This window comes from Campylobacter sp. JH32 (assembly GCF_017846535.1).
Lineage (GTDB): Bacteria > Campylobacterota > Campylobacteria > Campylobacterales > Campylobacteraceae > Campylobacter_D > Campylobacter_D coli.
On the sequence record NZ_JAEQBS010000043.1, the window covers coordinates 1 to 546 of the forward strand.

Annotated in this window: 1 pseudogene; it reads left to right on the forward strand. The window is 25.8% G+C overall.

The window, feature by feature from the left end:
* Positions 1 to 546 (forward strand): annotated as a pseudogene (locus KAR67_RS09435) (motility associated factor glycosyltransferase family protein); the annotation flags it as partial.

Consider the following 546-nt stretch of genomic DNA (forward strand, 5'->3'; position numbering starts at 1 on the left):
CTATGCTAAATACTTATAATGATAAATATCTACTTTATCCTGTATTGTATTTTTATGGTTTTGGAAATGGAATTTTATTTAAAGCTTTATTGCAAAATAAAAATCATCAGCATATTGTTGTTTTTGAAAAAGATATAGAAATCATTTGGATAATGTTTCATATCTTAGATTTTTCAAGTGAATTGCAAAGTGCAAGATTGATGGTTTTGAATACAAATAAACTAGAAATTCAAGATTATAATGAACTTTGTTCTTCTAAACCTTTCTTTCAATTTTCTAGAATTTATTTTTTAGAACTGATGAGTCATTATTATGAAAGATTTCATGAAGATATTTTAGGATTGAATAAAAAATTAGCAGAAAATTTTAAAAATTCTATTGTTTCTCATGGTAACGATCCTCTTGATGCTCTTCAAGGCATAGAACAATTTGTTTATAATCTTCCTCAAATGATTACCCATCCTAGTTATAAAGAATTACTTTCTAAAAGAAAGGGTGTAAGTGATACAGCTATCATTGTTTCTACAGGACCATCTCTTACTAAAC